20 protein-coding genes are annotated in these 20,383 nt (G+C 63.6%); 14 read left to right on the top strand and 6 right to left on the bottom strand.

Annotated elements, in window-relative coordinates:
* Positions 1–15: 15 nt before the first annotated feature.
* Together IZV00_RS02695 and IZV00_RS02690 are read right to left on the bottom strand one after the other, a co-directional pair.
* Entirely contained in the window at positions 16–354 is a 339-nt protein-coding gene (locus IZV00_RS02695) for a hypothetical protein (protein WP_196225658.1), read from the bottom strand.
* 60 nt (positions 355–414) lie between these two features.
* Positions 415–1,749 (bottom strand): DNA-packaging protein, encoded by a 1,335-nt coding sequence (locus IZV00_RS02690; protein WP_196225657.1) that lies wholly within the window; start codon positions 1,747–1,749, stop codon positions 415–417.
* A 113-nt stretch (positions 1,750–1,862) separates the two neighbouring features.
* On the opposite strand from IZV00_RS02690, the gene IZV00_RS02685 reads away from it, so the two are divergent.
* Positions 1,863–2,909, top strand: a complete 1,047-nt coding sequence (locus IZV00_RS02685) for a hypothetical protein (RefSeq protein ID WP_196225656.1) — start codon at positions 1,863–1,865, stop codon at positions 2,907–2,909.
* 57 nt (positions 2,910–2,966) lie between these two features.
* Here IZV00_RS02685 and IZV00_RS02680 read toward each other — a convergent pair whose 3' ends face one another.
* The 3 genes from IZV00_RS02680 to IZV00_RS02670 all read right to left on the bottom strand — a co-directional run bounded on the left by IZV00_RS02680 (position 2,967) and on the right by IZV00_RS02670 (position 5,169).
* Positions 2,967–3,542 (bottom strand): hypothetical protein, encoded by a 576-nt coding sequence (locus IZV00_RS02680; protein ID WP_196225655.1) that lies wholly within the window; start codon positions 3,540–3,542, stop codon positions 2,967–2,969.
* Positions 3,543–3,697: 155 nt separating this feature from the next.
* Positions 3,698–4,342 (bottom strand): glutathione S-transferase family protein, encoded by a 645-nt coding sequence (locus tag IZV00_RS02675; protein WP_196225654.1) that lies wholly within the window; start codon positions 4,340–4,342, stop codon positions 3,698–3,700.
* Between the two features lie 65 nt (positions 4,343–4,407).
* On the bottom strand, positions 4,408–5,169 hold the full coding sequence (locus tag IZV00_RS02670; protein WP_196225653.1) for a hypothetical protein: 762 nt from the start codon (positions 5,167–5,169) through the stop codon (positions 4,408–4,410).
* 148 nt (positions 5,170–5,317) lie between these two features.
* Here IZV00_RS02670 and IZV00_RS02665 point away from each other — a divergent pair, with 148 nt between their 5' ends.
* The 6 genes from IZV00_RS02665 (at position 5,318) to IZV00_RS02640 (ending at position 11,448) form a co-directional block, all read left to right on the top strand.
* Positions 5,318–5,953 (top strand): YqaA family protein, encoded by a 636-nt coding sequence (locus IZV00_RS02665; protein ID WP_196225652.1) that lies wholly within the window; start codon positions 5,318–5,320, stop codon positions 5,951–5,953.
* A gap of 10 nt (positions 5,954–5,963) precedes the next feature.
* Complete coding sequence (lnt, locus tag IZV00_RS02660) at positions 5,964–7,574, top strand: apolipoprotein N-acyltransferase (RefSeq protein ID WP_196225651.1); 1,611 nt, start codon at positions 5,964–5,966, stop codon at positions 7,572–7,574.
* A gap of 60 nt (positions 7,575–7,634) precedes the next feature.
* Positions 7,635–8,840, top strand: coding sequence for a methionine adenosyltransferase (gene metK / locus IZV00_RS02655; protein ID WP_196225650.1), 1,206 nt, complete (start codon positions 7,635–7,637; stop codon positions 8,838–8,840).
* A gap of 181 nt (positions 8,841–9,021) precedes the next feature.
* Complete coding sequence (locus tag IZV00_RS02650) at positions 9,022–9,201, top strand: hypothetical protein (RefSeq protein ID WP_196225649.1); 180 nt, start codon at positions 9,022–9,024, stop codon at positions 9,199–9,201.
* Positions 9,202–9,379: 178 nt separating this feature from the next.
* Complete coding sequence (trmB, locus tag IZV00_RS02645; RefSeq protein ID WP_196225648.1) at positions 9,380–10,075, top strand: tRNA (guanine(46)-N(7))-methyltransferase TrmB; 696 nt, start codon at positions 9,380–9,382, stop codon at positions 10,073–10,075.
* 131 nt (positions 10,076–10,206) lie between these two features.
* Positions 10,207–11,448 (top strand): tyrosine-type recombinase/integrase, encoded by a 1,242-nt coding sequence (locus IZV00_RS02640; protein WP_196225647.1) that lies wholly within the window; start codon positions 10,207–10,209, stop codon positions 11,446–11,448.
* Between the two features lie 471 nt (positions 11,449–11,919).
* Here the strand turns inward: IZV00_RS02640 and IZV00_RS02635 are convergent, their stop codons facing one another.
* A complete protein-coding gene (locus tag IZV00_RS02635; protein ID WP_230463282.1) occupies positions 11,920–12,480 on the bottom strand; it encodes an SOS response-associated peptidase family protein in 561 nt (186 codons plus the stop codon).
* An 83-nt stretch (positions 12,481–12,563) separates the two neighbouring features.
* Between IZV00_RS02635 and IZV00_RS02630 the strand changes: the two genes are divergently transcribed.
* The 7 genes from IZV00_RS02630 (at position 12,564) to IZV00_RS02600 (ending at position 20,190) form a co-directional block, all read left to right on the top strand.
* Positions 12,564–12,809 (top strand): type II toxin-antitoxin system VapB family antitoxin, encoded by a 246-nt coding sequence (locus tag IZV00_RS02630; RefSeq protein WP_196225646.1) that lies wholly within the window; start codon positions 12,564–12,566, stop codon positions 12,807–12,809.
* Positions 12,806–13,204 (top strand): type II toxin-antitoxin system VapC family toxin, encoded by a 399-nt coding sequence (locus IZV00_RS02625; protein ID WP_230463281.1) that lies wholly within the window; start codon positions 12,806–12,808, stop codon positions 13,202–13,204. Before IZV00_RS02630 ends, IZV00_RS02625 begins: the two co-directional genes overlap by 4 nt.
* Before the next feature lie 79 nt (positions 13,205–13,283).
* Positions 13,284–13,901, top strand: a complete 618-nt coding sequence (locus tag IZV00_RS02620) for an SOS response-associated peptidase (protein ID WP_196225645.1) — start codon at positions 13,284–13,286, stop codon at positions 13,899–13,901.
* On the top strand, positions 13,901–14,323 hold the full coding sequence (locus IZV00_RS02615; protein WP_196225644.1) for a DUF1810 domain-containing protein: 423 nt from the start codon (positions 13,901–13,903) through the stop codon (positions 14,321–14,323). The genes IZV00_RS02620 and IZV00_RS02615 overlap by 1 nt, the downstream gene beginning before the upstream one ends.
* Before the next feature lie 104 nt (positions 14,324–14,427).
* Positions 14,428–15,204, top strand: coding sequence for an ImuA family protein (locus IZV00_RS02610; protein ID WP_196225643.1), 777 nt, complete (start codon positions 14,428–14,430; stop codon positions 15,202–15,204).
* A complete protein-coding gene (locus tag IZV00_RS02605) occupies positions 15,122–16,927 on the top strand; it encodes a DUF6504 family protein (protein ID WP_196225642.1) in 1,806 nt (601 codons plus the stop codon). The genes IZV00_RS02610 and IZV00_RS02605 overlap by 83 nt, the downstream gene beginning before the upstream one ends.
* Positions 16,927–20,190 (top strand): error-prone DNA polymerase, encoded by a 3,264-nt coding sequence (locus IZV00_RS02600; RefSeq protein ID WP_196225641.1) that lies wholly within the window; start codon positions 16,927–16,929, stop codon positions 20,188–20,190. Before IZV00_RS02605 ends, IZV00_RS02600 begins: the two co-directional genes overlap by 1 nt.
* The last annotated feature ends 193 nt before the right edge of the window (positions 20,191–20,383 follow it).

Raw genomic sequence — 20,383 nt, 5'->3', positions numbered from 1 at the left:
CCCTCGCCCATCAACTCAAGGATTACGCCGCAAAACCCGATCGCACTCGGCGTTGGTCCCCTCACTCTTCCCGATCACACGCCCAGCCACAGCCCCAGCCGCGCCTGCCAGCAAGGATTCACCCAAACTTCCACCAGCCAGAGCACCCACGCCAACACCACCAGCCGCACCAATCACCGTCCCGCGATCGCGCCCCTTCTTCGCCTGCAACAAGCAATAGCGCACATCATCCCGATCACGCGGAGCCGCCCGCGCTACCCGCGCCCGCTCCTTACTATTGAGCGAAGCCGCCATCACCGGCGTCGCAACCAAAGTCGCGCCAGCCGCCACCATCATGATTCTGGCCAATTTCATCAGCCTCACTCCCTAGAATATTGACATGGGATAATACGCCGCGCCTGCCAGCCCGGTTCCTCAAACCGCCCGCACCCGCGCATCGCCACGCCGCCCAAGCATCAATTCCGTCAAAGCCCACACCAGCGCATCCGCCCGATCCGGCGACCGCCCCGGACCCACATAGCCACCCCCGGCGATCAGCCCGCACATCTCATCCTCCAGCGCCCAGAACGCCCCACGATGCCGCACCCGCCCGGCTTCATACAAAGCCGCCACCGGCTCCGCCCGCGCAGCCTTCCCCCGGCTCGCATGGACCAGCCGCACCGGCAAAGCCGCCTCCGCCGCGCGCAGCACGCTTTCCACCATCGCCCCGCCATTATTCGCTTCGGCAATCACCCGATCAGCACCATGCACCGCCGCCGCCTCAGCCACCGCCCGCGCCCAGCCTTCAGGGCTCGCCTTCTCGACACTCGCATCGGCGATCACATAAGCCCGACCATCCCCACCAAACCCCACGACCACGATCCCACAAGCATCACCATGCGCCGACGCCGGAGGATCAACGCCAATCACCACGCGCGACAGCAACGCCCCGCCACCATCGCCGCCCGGCACATACGCCACCCGGCACCGCTCCAGCAGCGCCCGGTTCCACAGCGCGCCCTCCACCTCCTCGATCAGCTCGCCGTCCAGTTCCTGCCGCCCCAGCCGCGTCGCGCCATAGTTCTGCTCCATCGCCGCCACGAAACCATCGGCCAGGTTGAGCGCATTGTCCGCCGTCCGCCCCCGCGTCACCGCGACATCAGCGCCATCCCGCGCCACCAGCCCACGCACCAGCGCCACCGGACGCGGCGTCGTCGTCGCCATCACTTGAGGCGCCCGCCCCAGCCGCATCCCCATCATCATATTGTCCCACGCCGCTTCCCCCTGCGGCCATTTCGCAATCTCGTCCGCCCAGCCATGGCTGAACTGCGGCCCACGCAGCGATTCCGGATCAGCCGCCCCAAACAGCAGAGCCATCGCCCCATTGGGCCACACCAGCCGCCGCAGCGCCGGAGAAAAGACCGGCCGGTTCCACCAGGGCGCAATCGACAGCAGCCCCGAAGGCCCCTCCACCATCACACTGCGCGCCTCGCCCAATGTCGCGCCCACCAGCGCAATCCGCGCCGCGCCATCGCTCTCCGCAACCCGCCGCACCCATTCCGCCCCGGCCCGCGTCTTGCCAAACCCACGCCCCGCCATCATCAACCAGACACGCCAGTCTCCCTCAGGCGCCAGCTGCTCAGGCCGCGCCAGCCATTCCCAATCATGCTCCAAAGCCTGCGCCGCCGCGCCATTCAGCCCCGCCAGCACCCGCTCACGCGCCACGTCGGGCAGGGCCGCCAATCTCTCGAAATCCGACATGCCACCCATCGGCCCGCGCTCTCCTCGCCAGCATCTTGACAAACGTTGAATAGTGTCAACTAATAGGGCTTCAGGCGCCGCATCAGCGGTCGCAGAGCCATTTGAAGTCAGAAGGGCTAGCCATGAACAGTCAGAGCTTCCTCCGTCCGATCGCCGAACCTCAGATCATCGAGGGCGCGTTTACGGAAGATCAATATCAACGGATGCTGCATGTTCTGCGCAATGAAGGCCCCTGGTCATTGATCCTCGCCCAGGAGTTCACCTCGCCTGAACAGGTCATCGCCACGACGTCCGGATCGCTTCCGGAAGGGGTGGTGGCCACGTGGGACATGTTCCTCAGCCCGGTCTTCCGCGCGACTCTGGGCCGTGGGCACGCCAGCCTTTTCCCGGAAATCGAGGATTGCTTCTTCAACACGAAATTTCTCCAACTGGTCCGCGACTATTGGAAAGCGAAATATGCGACCCCCAATCTGATGTTGGTCAACATTCAAGGGCCGACGGAAGCGGGGGGACCGCCGCATGTGGACGGGGCCGATTTCCGCGGCGTCAATTACCAGAATTCGCCCTCATGGCTGATCGGCCTCATGACGAAGACGGGCCTGTTTCGGCAGTGGCAATCCAAAAAGGCTCAGGTCCTGACCTGGTACTATAAAGGACAGATCGGCGGCGGCTTCACTTATTGGCCAGATGGACCGGGCGGTCAGCCCAAGCAGCTTTTCGCGCCGATGTGGGGCCGTGGAGCAGTCGTCGAGAATGAAGTCATGTACCATGGCGCGAACGCCTGCGGTCCAGCGCACAAGCGCAGGGTCGATGGATTGGCGATCAACTCGGTAATTCACGGCGATCCCGCCTCCGACCAATGGCAAATTTCGACTGATGGCAAGGTCGTTGAGCGCCTGCCTGCTGAAGAGACCCGGCTTCTGGTTCACTGGGGCGCCGACATCTTCATGGATCTGGACGACATGTCAGTCACGCTCGACCACAGCGACGACCTGACCCACGAAAAGGTCTTCGATATCCTGATCTCCGAAATGCGAGCCCGTGGCGTAGCCTTCAAGATGCCGAACGATCCGCTGAAGGATCCAGAGTTCGTGCAACTGCTGACCAAAGTCTTCGACCCGGGTTTGCCGACGATCATGCCGCCGGAATATGGCATGGCCGCCGAATAATCCGGACATAAATTGCATAGAGGGTTGGCGGACTATTCATCCGCCGACCCTCATGCCTCACCCCTCCCCACGCCTCTCCCGCACCCTCTCCAACGCCGCGCGCAACCGCTCGACCGCGTCCTCCCCATCCGGCCTCTCAACCGCATCCGCCGCCAGTCTCTCCCCCGCCTCGCGCCGATGCTGCACCAGCAATCGCACAGCCACCGCATTGGGATGCCCGCGCTTCACCTTCCGGCTCTTCACCATCCCCTCGCCGTCCAGCACCACCTCTTCCTCTTCTGTGCCGAACAACGCCTGCCGCAGCAGCAGCGCCTCCAGTTCGGCATAGCCGACGCCCAGCGCCTGCGCCCATTCCCGCGCAAAGCCGGGGTCCCGCCGCTTCTGATAATAGGCGCTCGACAGGTTCTTCCCCGCCACCCGCGCCGCCTCGCTGACATTGCAAGTCGCCGCCAGCGTTTCCATGAAGACCTTGCGACGCTCGGCCGTCCAGCCGTCCTTGCGCACCGCGCGCATTTGCGCCCCGCTCCCCGCCGCGCCACGCTGGCTCCGCTGCACGGCCAACTCCCTGTCCGGCGCATCGCTGGCCTTGCCCGAAAAGCGCCGCACCCTCTTGGCGCCACCCTCTTGCCCCATCGCCTCGCCCCCCCACTGTCCCAACGAAAAGGGCCAGTCCTTCCGGACCAGCCCTCGCCGCGTCACCGTCCCGGCGACTCACAATTCCCAATATCGACATAAATGCCAGAACAGCGTGACGATGTCAAGAGGAATGTTCCAAATAGGTTATTTCATTACCTCTTCATCATCTCGATCTGCTTGACCTCCGCAGCCAGCGCCGCTGCAAAACTTGGCCGCGCAGACATATTATCCAGCCATTGTTCCAGCCGGGGCCAGCGGCCCGCCTTCAAAACCGGACTGCAATAGCCCACGCTGATAAGCGGACAGGCCACCGCAATGTCCGCCAGAGTGAAGCGATCCTCGACAAGGAAGCCGCTGTCAGGCAAGACCTTTTCCACATAGTCGCACATCCCCGGCAATTGCTCCGCTTCCGCCCGGTCGGCAGCCTCAATGTCCGGCTCCCTCCCAATCAAGGGCGCAACCATGCGGTTGAAGAAGATCGCGACGGCGGCAGGCTGCACGATGGTATCTGCAAATTCTTCATACCAGATGGTCCGGGCACGCGCTTTCGGCTCTGCCGGGATCAATTCTGGATCAGGCTTGACTGCATCCATATAGGTTATGATCGCGCTGCTGTCGCTGATCAGAAAATCACCATCTTCAAGGGCTGGTATCTTGCCGAAGGGCGAAGCCTGCGCGAAAATCTCGCTGCCTTGACCAAAGCCAGCCGGTTTCACCTCGACAGCCAAACCCTTTTCCTCGGCAAAGACGATAACCTTGCGGACAAAGGGTGATGGCCTCGCGCCATGGATGATCATTCTGGATGTCCCTTCTGATGAAAGGGCCGCATCATGTCATTTCAGTATCAAAATGCAACTTAAATTCACATACCCGCCGCGCCGCCCTTTGCCGGGGCAGGAGTATAATCTATCCTGATGCGCACCCAGGCGCCCACCATCGACTTGCCGTTCACCCGTGGCGGCCGCACCAGAAATTGCCACGCCGCCAGCCGCACCGCGCGGGCAAAGCCTGATCCCTGCGGCGATTCCCCCAGCGCCTGGCAGTTCTCGACGCGGAAATTCTCCACCGTCTTGCACGCGACCAGCCCCCATCCACCGGCAGGCGCGCTCGCTGGCAGGTAGCTCGCCAGTTCCGCATGGCTCGGCGGCCTGTACCATTCCGCCTCGAACAGCTGAACGCCGCCCGGCCCTTCCCCCGGCCCCGCCGCCGCCGGACTATTGCCCTTGCCTTCCGCCCCCGCCCCAGCATCCTTCGGGGCCATCTTGCCAATGTCCGCCGACGCCATTTGCGCGCTGTCGAGTTCCAGAAACGGCACGGTGACAGGCGGCAGGGTAACCGGCAGTTCCACCAATGGCTTCTGGACCGGCTTTTGCGGTTGAATCTCCGTCTTTTTCTTCGGCGCCGCCGCTTCGACCCGTTTTTTCCGCTTCTCAACGCTTTTCTTCGCCGCCTCTTCAGGAGCGGCAGCCATTTCGAAGGTCACGGGGTTGCGCGGGTCCTCCTCGCGCATGTCAGGATGCGGCGCGAGCGTAAGCAGCGCCAGCAACAGCAACCCGTTCAGCCCCAGCGCAAACAGCAGCCCCCCTGCGCGTTCGCGCACTTTCGACCAGGATGGAGAAGACATCGTCACTAAAAAGCGGCCGGGCAGTTGAAACGGGAACGGGGTTGATGCCCAGACGCTGCCCTCCCGTCAACGCCGCCTCATGTTTCGATTCTGTAATGAAATGGAAAGCGCTGGCCGTCCTCTTCAATCTCCGCTAGGCCCGCCTCCGATGCTCACCAAGCTTTACCAATGGACGCTGGCCAAAGCCGCCCACGCCCATGCCGAACGCTGGCTCTTCGTCATCTCCTTTATGGAGAGCAGCTTCTTCCCCATCCCCCCGCACCCGCTGCTCGGCCTTATGTGCCTTGCCCGGCCGGAACGGGCGATCCGCTTCGGCATCATCTGCACACTTGCCTCGGTATTGGGCGGCCTGCTCGGCTATGCGATCGGCCATTTCCTCTATGAAGCCGTCGGACAGCAGATCCTCCAAGCCCTTGGCCTCGCAACCAAATTCCCGGTCGCGGCCTGCTATCTGCGCGACTATGGCGCGGAAATCATCTTGGTGAAGGGCGCAACGCCCATCCCCTTCAAGCTCATCACCATCACGGCGGGCTTCATCGGCCTGTCGCTCTTCACTTTCCTCTGGGCCAGCATCCTGTCCCGCGCATTCCAGTTCATGCTCGTCGGCTTCCTCTTCTGGAAATTCGGCCGCCCGATAAAGGCGTTCATCGAGAAATATCTGGGCCTCCTCTCCGCCGCTTTCCTGGTCCTCGTAGTCGGCGGCTTCATTGCAGCTTCGATGCTGTCGGGTGGTGGGCACAAGGATGACAAGTGCAGCCAAGCCACCATGGCCACGATCCGCTGATCCCCACTCCATGATCCAGCTTCCCGCCCGCTTTCCAAAGCTAACAGCCCTGCTCGCCGGTTTCGTCGCGGCCACCGGATTTGAACCCCTCAAGCTCTGGCCCGTCACCCTCGCCTGCTTCGCGCTGCTCCTCTGGCTCATCGAAACCGCCCCCACCCGCCGCGCCGCCTTCACCCGCGGCTGGCTGTTCGGCCTCGGCCATTTCACCCTGGGCCTAAACTGGATCGCCCACGCCTTCACCTTCCAGGACGCTATGCCCCACTGGTTCGGCTACGGCGCAGTGGTCCTTTTGTCGCTCTACCTCGCCGTCTATCCCGGCCTCGCCACACTTGGCGCGTGGTGGCTCTCCAAAACCTTCCCCTCCCGTAAACGGGAGGGGAAGCGAGACTTGGCGGCTATGCCGCCTAGTCGCAGCGGGGTGGGCACCAGCGCCCTCCCCTTCACCCTCCTCTTCGCCGCCTGCTGGATAGCCAGTGAATATCTCCGCGCCACAGCCTTCACCGGCTTCGCCTGGAACCCCTTGGGCGTCACCCTACTCCCCACCGGCATCACCATAGCCGCAACTCTGATCGGCACCTATGGCGTAGGCGCCCTCACCATTCTAGCCGCCGGAGCCATCCTCCTCACCGCCAAGCGCCAGCTCCTCCCCGCAGCCGCCCTCACCGCGCCCCTAGCCGCTCTCGCCCTCTGGGGCCTCCTCACACCTGCCCCGCAAACCCCCACAGGCGCGCCCCGCATCCGCGTAGTCCAACCCAACATAGGCCAGGACGAAAAATACTCAGCCGAACTGGAAGAAGCCCACTTCCGCACCCTCGCCACCCTCTCCGGCACACCCCGCCCCGCCCCGCGCCTCATCTTCTGGCCCGAAGCCGCCATCCCCGCCTATCTTGACATGGAACCGCAATGGCGCGCGCACCTCGCCGCGCTGCTCGGCCCCGGCGACCTGCTCATGACCGGTGCAACCAAAGTCTATTTAAAGCAGGTCCAGAAAGACGGCATCACCACCGACGCCCTCGCCGGAGCCAACAACAGCCTCTTCATCGTCTCCCCTCAGGCGCAACTACTCGGCCGCTATGACAAGGCGCATCTCGTCCCCTATGGCGAATATCTCCCCATGCGCGCCCTCCTCCAGCCGATCGGCCTGTCCCGCCTGGTCCCCGGCGACGCCGACTTCTGGCCCGGCCCCGGCCCGCAAAGCCTGACCCTGCCCGCCACGCTCGGCCGCCCGCAGCTCAAGATGGGCGTCCAGATCTGCTACGAAATCATCTTCTCCGGCCATGTGATCGACGCGAAGAACCGCCCCGCCTTCCTCTTCAATCCCTCCAACGACGCCTGGTTTGGCAGCTGGGGGCCGGTCCAGCACCTCGCCCAGGCCCGCCTGCGCGCGATAGAAGAAGGCATCCCCATCATCCGCTCCACCCCCACCGGCGTGTCAGCGGTGATCGACGCGCGCGGACGCGTCCTGCGGGCGCTGGGCCTCCACCGCGCCGGCTATCTCGAAAGCGCGCTCCCCACCGCGCTGCCGCCCACGCTCTTTGCCCATCTGGGCAATTGGGCGCCCCTCCTGTTCATGGCTCTGCTCGCCGGAGTTGCCATTGCCATCCGCAAGGCGAAGGGCTAATAGGGGCACATAAACTTTTCTTTATGTCGCTTTCACGCCAGCTTGGCTTACGGGAGTCCCATGCGCAGCAACTATCTCTTCACCTCGGAATCCGTGTCCGAAGGCCATCCCGACAAGGTCGCGGACCAGATTTCCGACGCCATCGTCGATCTGTTCCTGTCCAAAGACCCCGAAGCCCGCATCGCCTGCGAAACGCTGACCACGACCCAGCTCGTAGTCCTCGCTGGCGAAATCCGCTGCAAGGGCGTCTATGAAAATGACCAGTGGGCTCCCGGCGCGCAGGAAGAGATTGAGCGCACCGTTCGCGAAACGGTTAAGCGCATCGGCTATGAGCAAGACGGCTTCCACTGGGAAAGCTTCCGCTTCGAAAACAACCTCCACGCTCAGTCCGCGCACATCGCGCAGGGCGTGGACGCCGCCGGTAACAAGGATGAAGGCGCTGGCGACCAGGGCATCATGTTCGGCTTCGCCTGCGACGAAACGCCCGACCTCATGCCCGCGACGCTGGACTACAGCCACAAAATCCTCGCCAAGATGGCCGCCGACCGCCACTCCGGCCGCGCGCCCTTCCTTGAACCGGACGCCAAGAGCCAGGTCACGCTGCGCTTCGAAAATGGCAAGCCCGCCGCCGCGACCGCCATCGTTGTCTCGACCCAGCATGCCAAGGGCTATGACGAAGGTGCCAACGAAGCGGAACTCAAGGAATATGTGAAGGGCGTCATCGCCGAAGTCCTTCCCGGCGATCTGCTCTCCGACGAGACCGTCTATCACATCAACCCGACAGGCAGCTTCGAAATCGGCGGCCCGGACGGTGACGCAGGCCTTACCGGGCGCAAGATCATCGTCGACACCTATGGCGGCGCATCGCCCCATGGCGGCGGCGCTTTCTCGGGCAAGGACCCGACCAAGGTCGATCGTTCGGCCGCCTACATCACCCGCTATCTCGCAAAGAACATCGTCGCCGCTGGCCTCGCCCGCCGCTGCACGATCCAGCTTGCCTACGCCATCGGCGTCAGCGAACCGCTGTCGCTCTATGTCGACACCCACGGCACCGGCACTGTCGATGATGCGAAGATTGAGGACGCGATCAAGTCGATCAAGGAGCTGGGCGGCCTCACCCCGCGCGGCATCCGCACCCATCTCGGCCTCAACAAGCCGATCTATCGCCCGACCGCTGCCTATGGCCATTTCGGACGCAAGGCGGAAGGCGACTTCTTCCCGTGGGAACGCACCGACCTCGTCGAAAAGCTGAAGGCCGCGCTCTAAGCGCTTTACCCGCCACAGATGAAAGAGCGGCGCGCGGGCAATGGCCTTGCGCGCCGCTTTTTCATGGGCGCAACATGACGAAAAGTTCACTAGGTTTCCGCCCAATCCCGGCCCATACATGCCTCGCCGGACTTGGCCCCCTGTCGGGTCCGGCAACCCCTCCTCTTAAGGAGAACAGGCGATGATCCGGTTTTTGACCTCCGCTCTTGCCTGCCTCGCGCTTCTGGGCGCCAGCGCCACCCCCGCGCTCGCCGCCCCCTGCAAGGACGCGAAAGGCAAATTTATCAAATGCCCGCCCAAGCCGATCGCCAAAAAAGGCCCGTGCAAGGACGCCAAGGGCCGCTTCATGAAATGCCACTGAGCTGAAGGACCGGCTTTCCGGCCTGTCCATCTCCGCTCTCGCCTAGCCAAAGCCCGGCCGCAGGACCCGGCCGTGGCCTACTGTGCCTCCCGCACTCGTACCGCTCCTCACCACGGATGCGGGAGGCACAACAGCTACCCGCTTGCCCCCACAGCCCCGCCCCGCTAAGCGCCCGCCCATGACCGCGCACAAATCCGGCGACCCCACCACGCTCAACCGCCTTTATGGCCGCCAGTCGGGCCACAAGCTCCGCGCCGGTCAGCAGGAGCTGGTCGACACCCTGCTCCCCGCCCTCTCCGTCCCGGAAGAGGGGGAGATCACCGCCGCCAACCTCTTCGGTTATGACCGCCCGCTTCATTTCGAGATCGGCTTTGGCGGCGGCGAACATCTCGCCTATCGCGCCGATATGCTGCCCGATCACGGCTTCATCGGCTGCGAGCCGTTCCTGAACGGCGTCGTCACCGCGCTCGGCCATGTCCGCGACCAGGCGCTCGGCAACATCCGCCTCCATATGGGCGACGCGCTTCAGGTCCTCTCCCGCATCCCCGACGGCGCCTTGAGCTTCGTTTACCTCCTCCATCCCGACCCGTGGCCAAAGGCCCGCCATGCCAAACGCCGCATGATGAACCCCGGCCCGGTGGCAATGATCGCAAGGAAGCTCAAGCCCGGCGGCGAATTCCGCTTCGGCACCGATCATCCCGTCTATCTGCGCTGGGCCATGATGGTGATGAACGGCCACCCCGACTTCGATTGGCTGGCCAGCGAGCCGAAGGATTTCCTCACCCGCCCCGGCGGCTGGCCCGAAACCCGCTATGAGGCAAAGGCCCGACGCCTCGGCCATGAGGTCTGGTATGTGCGCTGGAGACGTAGGTAGATCGTATTATAGCGTTGAAAAAGAAAGGTTTTTTCTGACCTGCCTACGCCAGCCTGGTAGTCTTTTAGCAGTGTTTTCCGCTACGGTGATTACCCGGTGATTACTCGGCACGCTAGGCGGGAGGCCCCAAGTTGGCGAAAGGAAAAATCACAAAGCGGACCATCGATTCGTTGGTGTCCCAAGACTACATCGGCTTTGTATGGGACCTCGATACCAAAGGGTTCGGGGCCAAATTCACCAAATCGGGAGCCATCTCCTACGTCGTCCAATACAGGATGGGCGGTCGTGAGGCTGCTACGCGGCGATATACAATTGGTAGGCACGGATCCCCCTGGACACCGACGACCGCTCGCACTGAAGCAGAGCGCCTCCTGATCCTTGTCGCGCAAGGCCGAGACCCGGTCGAAGCAGACATATTGCGGCGGCGGGAGGCCGTCGATCTCGCCTTTTCCAACTACGCGGATCTCTTCGGCAATTCAGTGAGGGGAGAGGGGTGGACAAAAATGGTCAAGCGCTCCCTCCGACTGCATGTTAAGCCCATACTCAAGAACAAACCGCTGCCGCAGATCACCCGATCCGACATAGCCGCTGTTCTCGACGCCATGCCCGTCAGTCAGATCGCCAAGCGGCGAGATGTCTTCGCAGTGATCAGACGCATGTTTCGCTGGGCCGTCAGCCGAGGCGATCTCGAGCGCAGTCCTACGGAAGGTATGGAGACGCCGCCTCCTGTCACGCCACGGGAGCGCTGGCTCGCCGACGATGAGCTTAAAAGAATCTGGAAGCACGCTCCTACAGCAGATCCCTGTTTCGGTCCGATAGTTCGGCTCCTCATTGTAACCGGCCAACGCCGAGAAGAGGTGTCGAGGATTGCATGGGAGGAGCTCGATCGCGCCGAAAAGCTTTGGACCCTTCCCGGTACACGGACTAAAAATGGCAAGGCGAATACGATCCCCCTGAACGACCTTGCCATCCGCGTCCTTGATGACGTCGCCGGGGGAGCGCAGTGGCCCGGCCATGGAAGGCTCTTTTTGACCTCCAGGGGCGGCTCATTCACCAGCTATCACAAAGGCAAACTGAAGGTGGACAGCGCAATAGCAGCAGAACGCGGGTTCGCCTTGCCCCCTTGGCGTTTGCATGATCTCAGACGCACCCTGGCGACGAACTTCCAACGTCTGGGTGTCCGGTTCGAAGTTACCGAGGCTGTGCTGAATCACGTAGGCTTGGCTCGGTCCGGCGTGGCGGGGATCTATCAACGACACGATTGGCGCGATGAAAAGCGAGCCGCGCTTGAGGCCTGGAACGATCACTTGTCGCAAATAATCGCAGCAGATTCTGATGTCGGGAGCGAAGACTATCTCCGGTTGGTCGCATGATTTCTTGCGTCCTCTGATTCGGAGAGCGGAGGATGTGACCAAGAGGGATCGGGTTTGCAAAGCCAATGGAGAGGTTTGCTGCGGCAGGCCCGATCGGTTACTTTCAGTTCGCTGCTACCTGATTTCCTAATCATGGCATCTGACTGCCGAATCGGGCTCGCTGGACAATTGATGCAGCGCGATCTGGAGTTTTGCCGCCAGCCGTGGCAGTGCGAGGCATGCATTCTCGCCCGATCTGGCTCCTGTTGGCGCTCGTCACTCTTAGCGCCCTCACGCTGTCGATCGCTCGCTTCGGCGGCCACCCGGTTTGGCCGACCGAGGTCCTGGCCTTCGGGTTCCGATGGGCGTTCATTGCAGCCTTTGCGATGTTCGGCCGTGCCGTTTTTCACCGCCGATCACGCTAGCGGATGCTCGGCATAAACTTGACCATCCTGGCTACCGTGACCCGTCGCCGCACGCTCGCTGCCTCGATCAGAGGGCGAGGCTGGTCTGAACCGGTTTCGTCAAAATATCCTCGATTCGGAACATCCGAGCCGGTGGCGTCACGAGCAGTTCTGCCTCGGGACGGGTCAGGTCTAACCACTGCATGACCTGACGCCGCTCGATAATCGCGCCATGGCGAGCCTGATAGCGCATCACCTCAGGATTGGCGTCGACCGTGAGGATACGATAGCTGACCGGCCAGTCACCCATGGGCGGCTCCCAGATCGCAGCCAGGTAGAAGAAATTGCCATCTTCCCTGAAGGCGCGAAATTTCTTCTCGCCATTGCGGATGTGGAATTCGGACGCCGGAACCAGGCAGCGGTTGCTGGCAAAGCGCTTTCCTTCGGCACGGATGAACTCGTAGGATATGCCGTCACTGAACTGCGGATTGGAACCCCACACCGCCTCGATCATCTCGATCTCAGTCACGTCATCGGGGTTTCGCCTGATGATCGCACGCCGGCTTCCCACAGCGGCCGTATCGAATGGATTTGCGTTCGAGTCCATCATAAGAACATACAGAGAACGAAGGTTGACAGCAAGGTGCATCGTGACTGGTTCACGTTCCGGCGTCCATGGGTGTTGTTCCACCGATACATATAAAGTATATCCTACCTGTTGGAGGATATCCCATGTCACTTTACGTCAAGGATAATGAAGTGAACCGGATGGCAGAACGCCTCGCCGTGCTGCAGAAAGTGAGCAAGACCGAAGCCGTTCGTCGGGCTTTGCGACACGAGCTCGAGCGCGAGCAACAAATGCCTTCGCTGGTGGAACGCGGATTGGCTTTTGCCCGTTCGCTGCGTGCTGAAGCTGGACCTGCTGCGGGACGAACGGCCGACAAGGAATTTATCGACAGCCTCTACGGTGAACCATGATGTTCGTGGACGCGTCTGCTCTTACAGCAATATTGGCTGACGAAGGCGACGCTCCGGAGCTGTTGGCTCGGCTCCAGAAGGCACGCATCCGTATCACATCCCCTCTCGCCGTCTGGGAGACGGTCCTGGCGGTTTCTCGAATCCTCGACCTGGAGGTTGGTCATGCTCATGAAGCCGTAGAAGAATTTCTGGTCCTATCCGAAATTCAGGTCACAGCGGTGCCGCCAGAGGCCCGGAATCACGCGATCGATGCCTATAATCGCTATGGAAAGTCACGGCATTCGGCTTCGCTCAACTTCGGCGACTGCTTTGCCTATGCCTGTGCCCGGATCGCCGGTGTGCCGCTCCTCTACAAGGGCGACGACTTTCCTCAGACCGACATCGAAACAGCCTAGAGGAGCAAGGCCCGCCATGAGACCAACCCTATCCGTTGGATAGCCGGGCGCAAGAGGCGCAGCTGGTGAGGATCATGCAATGTGCAACGACTACCGCCTTGAGGTCGATATCGCCTCGATCGCCGAGGATTTTGAAAGTCTGCAGATCAAGATCAAAATGCCTGAAGGCACGCCCAATGTGCCCGCGCGCGAGGACATCAAGATCACCGACATGGCGCCCATCCTCCGTTCCGTTGAAGGCGAACGAGGCATCGGCGAACTGGTGAACAGGCGCTGGAGCTGGCCGGGGCCGAGGGGCAAGCCTGTTTATAATTTCCGCAGCGAGGGCCGCGCCTTCAGTTCGCACCGCTGCCTGATCCTGGCCGACGGCTTCTATGAATTCACCGATCCGGCAGACCCGAAACAGAAGCGGCTCGACAAATGGCTGTTCACCATGAGGGATCACCCATGGTTCTGCATCGCGGGCATCTGGCGCGAGAGCGCGGCTTGCGAGGCGTTCACGATGCTGACCATGGATGCAGGCCCCGACGTTGCGCCCTATCATCATCGCCAGATCATCCCGCTCGCCCGCGACCAATGGGCCGACTGGCTTGATCCGACGGTGCCGGCCAATGAGGTGCTCCGCTGGCTGCCGCAGGGGAGCCTGCCCGTCACCCAGGTCTATGGCGCCCCACCCGCTCAGGGCGCGCTCGTTTGATGACAACCGATGCGACCCTCGCGCGCTTCGTCGAGGCGCAGGCTAAAATCTATGATACGGCCCTGGCGGAAATCCGGGCGGGTGCAAAGCGATCACACTGGATGTGGTTCATCTTCCCGCAGCTTCGCGGCCTCGGGCAGAGCCCGACTGCGCATTATTACGGGATTGCCTCGCTCGCCGAAGCCCGTGCCTATCTTGACCATGGCTTGCTCGGCCCCCGCTATCTCGAGTGCGTGACGGCGCTGCAGGCGCTCGGGAACCACGACCCAGTCGGGGTCTTCGGTTCTGTCGACGCCATGAAGCTGCGCTCCTCTTTGACGCTGTTCGAGCGCGCTGGCCCTCAGCCCCTGTTCGCCGAGGCGCTGGACCGCTGGTTCGACGGTGCGCGAGATCCGGCAACGCTGCAGATGCTCAAAGGTTGAGCCGATAAGCCACGCCAAGAGACTGGAGCGGCAGGATTCATCAGCCTTGACGAATCCGGCGCGACAACGGAACATAAAGCGAACATCTGAGTCGATATGTTCCCATGCCCAGCTCCTCTCTTTCTCTCGATCAGCCTCAGGCTGATGCTGTTGCGGCGCTTCGCGCGAGCCTCGGGCAGAGCTGCGCGGGCCAGACCGCTCCGCTGCCTTTCGGATTGCCGGAGATGGATGACCGGCTTGCCGACCAGGGCCTGCATGGCGCGGGCCTGCATGAGATTGCCGCTGCTTCCGCAACGCTGAACGACGATGCCGCCGCCACGCTCTTCGCAGCAGGCATTGCCGCCCGCTTCGCGGCGAGCAAGAAGGCCGAGATCTTCTGGGCACTCAGCCGTTTTGACCTTTATGCTCCCGGTCTTGAACAGGTGGGCCTTGGTCCCGACCGGATTTTCTATGCGCAAGGCCTGAAGGACAGCGCCGTTCTCGCGATGGCGGAGGATGCCCTGCGCGATGGATCGCTGGCCTGCGTCATTGCGGAGGTAAAGGCGGCTGATCAGACCGCAACCCGGCGGCTGCAACTCGCGGCCTCCGACGGCAAGACCCCAATACTGCTCTACCGCCGCCATCGGTTGCGCGAGCGCTGCCCCTTGAGCGGGCTCTCTTCGGCGATGACACGCTGGCGGATCGGCTGCCGGCCTTCTGCGCCCCTTCCTCATCCGGGGGTCGGTCGCGCCCGCTGGGCGGTCGAACTGGTCCGCCAGCGCAACGGCAACCCCTTCTCCCTCGAACTGGAAGCGTGCGATGACACGGGTCGCCTCGCTCTACCTGCCGCAACTCGCCATCGAGCGGTTGCGGAGGTTGGAGCGGCCAGCCAGGCCGCTTGAGCACGTCCCGGCCGCGCCCCGTTTCGCGCGGCCGGTCGACGATGATCCAGGTGCATGCTCTGTCCCGCGCGGCGGCGCCTGGCGCCCCGGTGCGCGCTGGGCGCGAGACGGAGCGCTAGGACATAAGCCCCACCAGTCCGACATCGACGCCTTGCCGGCGCATCAACGTCCGTCCATGCGCGAGATGGGCCGCAGGAGTGAAGCGGCCGAGCATCCCTTCAAGGCCATGGCGCGCGGTGAAGGCAGCGGCGGTTCAGCGCCTGCGATAAGCTGGGGGCGCTTGTGGGGCAGGCCCACCGTCCTGATCGCCCGCTCCGGGCAGCGCGACATTGTCACCTCGGCCTGCCCGGTCGCGCTGGATCTTGGTCTACGGCCTGGCATGGCGGCGGCCCACGCTCGCGCGCTGGTGACAGAGCTTGAGGTCCGCGACGCCGAGCCGGATGCCGACCGCGCCTGGCTTGATCGCCTCGCTCTTCATGCGGTGGGGCATTGGACACCGACAGCCAGTGTCTGCGATCCCGATGGTCTCTGGTTGGACTTGACGGGGACCACCCATCTTTTCGGCGGCGAACAGCGCTTCTGCCACCGGCTGCTGCGCTTTCTGCAGCGGCGGGGCTTCACCGCCAGCATCGCGGTCGCGGGGACGGCGGGCGCCGCTTATGCGCTTGCCCGCCACGGCGGCGCCCCCATCACGCTCTTGCCGCCGGGCGAAGAGACGCAGGCGCTTGCCGATCTGCCGCTTGCCGCACTGCGCCTTGAACCTGAGGCGCTGCACGCAGCCGCCCGCTTTGGTCTCGAGCGGATCGCGGACCTCTATTCCATGCCGCGCGCGCCCCTTGCCCGGCGGCTCGGCATCACGACGGTGCAACGGCTCGACCAGGCGCGTGGCATGGCGGCAGAACCCATAATCCCGGTGGTCACGTTCGAAGCGCCCCGCGTGGAGCGGCGGCTGCTTGAGCCCATCGGTACGGCAGAGGCGATCATCCAGGTGATCGGCGATCTCGTCGATGACCTGGTCATCGCGCTGCAGCAACGCGGACTTGGCCTGCGCACAGCCCATCTTGCCTGCCTGATCGTGGACGGCAGCGAGCAGCGCATCGCCATCGGCACCGCCCGGGCGACCCGCGATTCCCTACATTTGAAGCGCATGCTCGCCATGCGCGTCGAGCGGATCGATCCGGGCCTCGGGATCGAAGCGATGACCCTTGCCGCGCCGCGCGTTGAGACGCTCGCAGCCCAGACGATAGAGGCCGGCCTTGGCCAGGATGATCGGCCGCGCGACATCGCGACGCTCGTCGATCAGCTGAGCGGCAGGATCGAGCCGGACAGGCCCTTCCGCCTCTCCTCGCACGAAAGCGATGTGCCCGAGCGGGCGGTGCGGCGTGTCGCGCCGCTGGCAAAGCCGCTGGGCTGGCCAGATTGGAAACGGCCGGTGCGGATGCTGAGGCGCCCTGAGCTTCTTGTCCATGTCGTTGCCCTGATGCCCGACCATCCGCCGCGCCGCTTCACCTGGCGCGGCAAGAGCTACCGCGTCATCGCAGGCGATGGCCCCGAGCGCATCCATGGCGAATGGTGGAGGAACGAGGACGAAATGTGGGCGGTACGGGATTATTTCCGGGTGGAGGCGGCAGGCGGCGAACGCTTCTGGCTCTTCCGCCGCGGTGATGGCGTCGACGCGCAGACCGGCAATCTCAGCTGGTTCATGCACGGAATGTTCGGCTGATGGCCCGCTATGTCGAATTGCAGGTCACCAGCCACTTCTCCTTCCTGCGCGGCGCGTCCTCGCCCGAGCAGCTCTTCTCCGCTGCTGCCCTGCTTGGCCATGAGGCCCTGGGGTTAGCCGACTGGGGCAGCGTTGCGGGCGTGGTGCGCGGCTGGGACGCGCAGAAGGCGACCGGCGTGCGCATGATCGCGGGCACACGGCTAGATCTCACCGACGGCAAGGCACTTCTCCTTTACCCCCCCGACCGGCCGGCCTGGAGCAGGATGACCCGGCTCCTCTCCCTGGGGAAGGCGCGAGGCGGCAAGGGCTGCTGCCGGCTCGACTGGGGCGATGTTGCAACGCATGCTGAGGGGCAGGTCGCCATTCTCCTGCCCGACCAGCCCGACAGCGGCACGCTCGCCGATCTCGCGGACATGAGGCAATTGTTCGGAGCCCGCGCCTATATGGCGCTGTCGCTGCGCCGCCGGCCCGATGATATCGCGCGGCTGCACGAGCTCGACGCCATGGCGCGGGCGGCTGGCGTGCGCAGCGTCGCGACCGGGGACATCCTCTATCATGCCCCCGAGCTCCGGCCGCTGCAGGATGTGATGACGGCGATCCGCGAGAAGAGGACGATCGACGCGCTCGGCTTCAGGCGCGAGCGCTATATGGATCGCAGCCTCAAATCCCCTGAGGAGATGGAACGGCGCTTCGCCGCCTTTCCCGATGCGATCGAGGCGAGCGCGGACATCGCCGGCCAGTGCCGTTTCGATCTAGGGGAGATCCAGTATCAATATCCCTATGAGCAGGTGATGGAGGGCCGCAGTGCGCAGGAGGCGCTCGCCGCGCTGACGCAGGAGGCGGCCGCGCGAATGTTTCCCGATGGGGTGCCGAAAGACTATCGTGACCAGATCACCCATGAGCTGCGGCTAATCGATCAGCTTGGCTACGCACCCTATTTTCTCACCATCCATGCGATCGTGGCGGAAAGCCGCCGGCGCGGCATTCTCTGCCAGGGCCGCGGCTCGGCCGCGAACAGCTGCGTCTGCTATATGCTTGGCATCACCTCGATCGACCCGATCCAGCATGAGCTGCTGTTCGAGCGCTTCGTCTCGGGGGAGCGCAAGGAGCCACCCGACATTGACGTTGATTTCGAGCATGAACGGCGCGAGGAAATCATTCAGTGGATCTATGAGACCTATGGCCGCACCCGTTCGGCGCTGACGGCGGTGGTGACCCGCTACCGCACACGCGGCGCGGTCGCCGAGGTGGGCAAGGCGCTCGGACTGCCGCGGGACCTCACCAAGATGCTGACCGGCCTTGTCTGGGGCTGGTCGATGGATGGCATCAGCCAGGAGCAGATTGAGAGCCTCAACCTCAATGCCGACGATCATCGGCTGAAACTCACGCTGGAGCTGTCGCGCCAGCTGATCGGCACGCCCCGGCATCTCTCGCAGCACCCCGGCGGGTTTGTGCTGACCCAGGACCGGCTTGACGATCTTGTGCCGATCGAACCGGCGCGGATGGAGGATCGGCAGATCATCGAATGGGACAAGGATGATATCGATGCCCTGAAGTTCATGAAGGTCGACGTGCTGGGCCTTGGCATGCTGGGCTGCATGAACCGCGCCTTCAATCTGCTCGATGAGCATAAGGGGATCAGGATCGGCATGGCCGATCTTCAGGATGACGATCCGGCCGTCTACGCGATGATCCAGCGCGCCGACACGCTCGGCGTCTTCCAGATCGAGAGCCGCGCGCAGATGTCGATGCTGCCGCGGATCAAGCCGAAGGAGTTTTATGACCTGGTTATTGAGGTGGCGATCGTTCGCCCGGGCCCGATCCAGGGCGACATGGTCCACCCCTATCTGCGCCGGCGCGAAGGCAAGGAACAGCCCGAATATCCCAAGGAAGAATTGAAAGCCGTGCTCAAGAAGACGCTGGGCGTGCCGCTGTTCCAGGAGCAGGCGATGAAGGTGGCGATCGTCGGCGCGGGGTTCACGCCTGCCGAGGCCGACCAGCTGCGCCGCGCCATGGCGACGTTCAAGCTGACGGGCGGGGTCAGCCATTTCTACGACAAGCTGGTGAACGGCATGGTGTCGCGCGGCTACCCCAAGGACTTTGCCGAACGCACCTTCAAGCAGATTGAGGGGTTCGGCAGCTATGGGTTCCCCGAAAGCCACGCGGCAAGCTTCGCCAAGATTGCCTATGCCTCTTCCTGGATGAAGCATCATCATCCCGATGTCTTCTGCGCCGCGCTCCTGAACGCACAACCCATGGGCTTCTACGCTCCAGCACAGATCGTGCGCGATGCCCGTCAACATGGCGTTGAGGTGCGGCCGGTCTCGATCAACCACAGCCACTGGGACTGCACGCTGGAACCCGCGCGCGGCCGCTACGGAGCGGTGCGGCTCGGGTTCCGGCAGGTGCGCGGGCTCGCCAATCTGCATGGTGCGGCGATCGTCGCAGCGCGGGGACCAGCGCCGTTTGAGAGCGTTGAGGAGGTCTGGCGCCGTGCACGGGTGCCGCGGGCCGCGATCGAGCGGCTGGCCGAGGCGGACGCCTTTGCCTGTATCGCGCAGGACCGGCGGCAGGGCCTCTGGAAGGTGAAGGGTCTTGGCGAAGCGCCGCTGCCGCTCTTTGCCGCGGCCGATGAGCGGGAGGGGACATTCTCAGCCGAAGGTCAGGAAGCATCGGTCGATCTGCGCCCAATGAGCGAGGGGCGCGAGGTGGTGGAGGATTATCGCTCGCTCCAGCTGTCGTTGCGCGCGCATCCGCTAAGCTTCCTGCGATCGCAGCTCGACGCCATGAACATCGTGCGCTGCGCCGATCTTCAATCCATCCGCGACGGGCGCAATGTCGAGGTCGCAGGCGTGATCCTGGTGCGGCAGCGCCCCGGTTCAGCCAAGGGCGTGCTGTTCGTCACCATCGAGGACGAGACAGGCGCCGCGCAGGGCATTCTCTGGCCAAACAAGTTCGAAATCTACCGGCGTCAGGTCATGTCCGCCTCGATGATCGCGATGCGGGGACGGCTGCAGAAGGAAGGCGAGGTCATCCACATCATCTGCGACCGGATCACCGATCATGACGAGATGCTGCGGTCGGTTGGGCGCATGGATTTCACGGTCGCACCGGGCCGCGGCGATGGCGCCAGCCATGGCGGCGGTCCTGATCCCCGCGATCCTGCATTCCCCAGCGGCCGCACACTCGGATCCCCGCCTCACCTAAATTCATCGTTCGCCCGCGACGACATCTTGCCGGTGCGTAGTCATGACTTTCATTGACCCGCACGCACCAAAATGGTGCCCGATCTGACCGGGCTCCGATCGAGGGCCGCCAAGCACATGTTCCCAAAGCTGCGGAACGGCCCTTCCGACCTCTCCTGGGATGGCTGCCTGGCCGAAGCCGGCTGCGCCTTCGCGGTTGGACTGCAACCCTGCGCTTGCCGCCATTTTCCGCCGCCGGCCTTGCCAGCTT

Source organism: Sphingobium sp. Cam5-1 (genome assembly GCF_015693305.1).
Classification (GTDB): domain Bacteria; phylum Pseudomonadota; class Alphaproteobacteria; order Sphingomonadales; family Sphingomonadaceae; genus Sphingobium.
The sequence above is the reverse complement of the archived record's forward strand: the minus strand, read 5'-3'. Positions and strand labels throughout refer to the sequence as shown.